A 2,500-nucleotide genomic window follows, 5' to 3' on the forward strand; every position below is an offset into this window, starting at 1 on the left:
CTTGTCTTTTGATGACCTGGCGGCGCCCTACTCTCCCACGCCTTAAGACGCAGTACCATTGGCGCAGAGGGTTTTCACGGCCGAGTTCGGAATGGGATCGGGTGCGGGCCCCTCGCCATGACCACCAGGTCATCAAGAGACAAGTTTTTTCGCTTTTGCGGAGCAAAAGCTGGTTGTTTTTGGGGTCACCCGTCGGCCTTGCGGCCTCCGTCGTCCCAAAAACGTTTGGTGTCCGGCTTCGGGGGGGGGGGCGGCCTATTGGCCTACCTCGTCCCGAAGACGTTTCATGAACGGTGTTCGTGTTGTTCGTGTTGGATGTTTGCGTCGGGAGCAGAGCGGGAGCTCTGCTGGTCCGATATTTGGTTCTGTATGAGTAGTGTATCAAGCCGATCGAACGATTAGTACCGGTTAGCTTCACATGTTGCCACGCTTCCACACCCGGCCTATCGACGTGGTGGTCTTCCACGGTTCTCGGCGAGACCTGGTTTTGAGGGGGGCTTCCCGCTTAGATGCCTTCAGCGGTTATCCCTTCCGCACTTAGCTACCCTGCTGTGCCGCTGGCGCGACAACAGGTCCACCAGAGGTGCGTCCATCCCGGTCCTCTCGTACTAGGGACAGCTCCTCTCAAGTCTCGAACACCCACGGCAGATAGGGACCGAACTGTCTCACGACGTTCTAAACCCAGCTCACGTACCACTTTAATCGGCGAACAGCCGAACCCTTGGGACCTGCTCCAGCCCCAGGATGTGATGAGCCGACATCGAGGTGCCAAACACTCCCGTCGATGTGGACTCTTGGGGAGTATCAGCCTGTTATCCCCGGCGTACCTTTTATCCGTTGAGCGATGGCCCTTCCACGCGGGACCACCGGATCACTATGACCGACTTTCGTCTCTGCTCGACCTGTCGGTCTCGCAGTCAGGCAGGCTTATGCCATTGCACTCAACAGCTGATTTCCGTCCAGCTTGAGCCTACCTTCGCGCGCCTCCGTTACTCTTTGGGAGGCGACCGCCCCAGTCAAACTACCCACCATGCAGGGTCCCGGATCCGGATAACGGACCGCGGTTAGATATCAAAAAACAAAAGGGCGGTATTTCAAGGATGGCTCCACAACAGCTGGCGCTGCCGCTTCAAAGCCTCCCGCCTATCCTACACATTCATTTCCTGATACCACTGCAAAGTTGTAGTAAAGGTGCACGGGGTCTTTCCGTCTGACCGCGGGTACTCCGCATCTTCACGGAGAATTCAATTTCGCTGAGCCAACGTTGGAGACAGCGGGGAAGTCGTTACGCCATTCGTGCAGGTCGGAACTTACCCGACAAGGAATTTCGCTACCTTAGGACCGTTATAGTTACGGCCGCCGTTTACTGGGGCTTCGATTCAAAGCTCTCACCTCTCCTCTTAACCTTCCAGCACCGGGCAGGCGTCAGACCCTATACCGCGCCTTGCGGCTTCGCAGAGCCCTGTGTTTTTAGTAAACAGTCGCCACCCCCTACTCTGTGCCACCCCCCACTGGTTGCCCAATGAGAGGTCCCCCTTCTCCCGAAGTTACGGGGGCATTTTGCCGAGTTCCTTCAACGTTGTTCTCTCAAGCGCCTTGGTATGCTCTACCAGCCCACCTGTGTCGGTTTGGGGTACGGTCTATACGATGGGGCTATTTCCTGGAACATCCAGGCCGCACGCTCAATCCAGTAAGCGCGTACGGCTTCCGATATCCGTCACATCCCACCAGGTTCAGGAATATTAACCTGATTCCCATCAACTACGGCTTTCGCCCTCGTCTTAGGGGCCGACTCACCCTGCGCGGATTAGCCTTGCGCAGGAACCCTTGGGCTTACGGCGAGAGTGTTTCTCACACTCTTTGTCGCTACTCATGTCAGCATTCGCACTTCCGATACCTCCAGGAGAGCTCACACTCCCCCTTCGCAGGCCTACGGAACGCTCCGCTACCGCGTGGATAAATCCACGCCCTCAGCTTCGGTGTACGGCTTGAGCCCCGGTACATCTTCGGCGCAAGGTGGCTTAACTAGACCAGTGAGCTATTACGCTTTCTTTAAAGGATGGCTGCTTCTAAGCCAACCTCCTGGCTGTCTTGGCCTCCTCACATCCTTTCCCACTTAGCCGCAACTTGGGGACCTTAGCTGGAGGTCTGGGCTGTTTCCCTCTCGACCACGGACCTTAGCACCCATGGTCTGTCTGCCGTGCTGTACTCACCGGTATTCGGAGTTTGGTTAGGTTTGGTAAGGCTCGCGCCCCCCTAGCCCATCCAGTGCTCTACCCCCGGCGGTAATCACACGACGCACTACCTAAATAGTTTTCGCGGAGAACCAGCTATATCCGAGTTTGATTGGCCTTTCACCCCTAGCCACAGATCATCCCCGTCTTTTTCAACAGACGTGGGTTCGGCCCTCCAGTGCGTGTTACCGCACCTTCAGCCTGTCCATGGCTAGATCACCCGGTTTCGGGTCTAATCCGACGAACTCGACGCCCTATTCAGACTC

2 rRNA genes (1 of these 2 cut by a window edge) are annotated in these 2,500 nt (G+C 56.6%); both read right to left on the minus strand.

Annotated features, from left to right (window positions below):
* Positions 1-14: 14 nt before the first annotated feature.
* A 5S ribosomal RNA gene (gene rrf / locus IG122_RS23835) occupies positions 15-129 on the minus strand.
* Between the two features lie 248 nt (positions 130-377).
* Positions 378-2,500: ribosomal RNA gene (locus tag IG122_RS23840) — 23S ribosomal RNA — on the minus strand; it runs 619 nt beyond the window's last position.

This window comes from Nisaea sediminum (assembly GCF_014904705.1).
Taxonomy (GTDB): Bacteria; Pseudomonadota; Alphaproteobacteria; order Thalassobaculales; family Thalassobaculaceae; genus Nisaea; species Nisaea sediminum.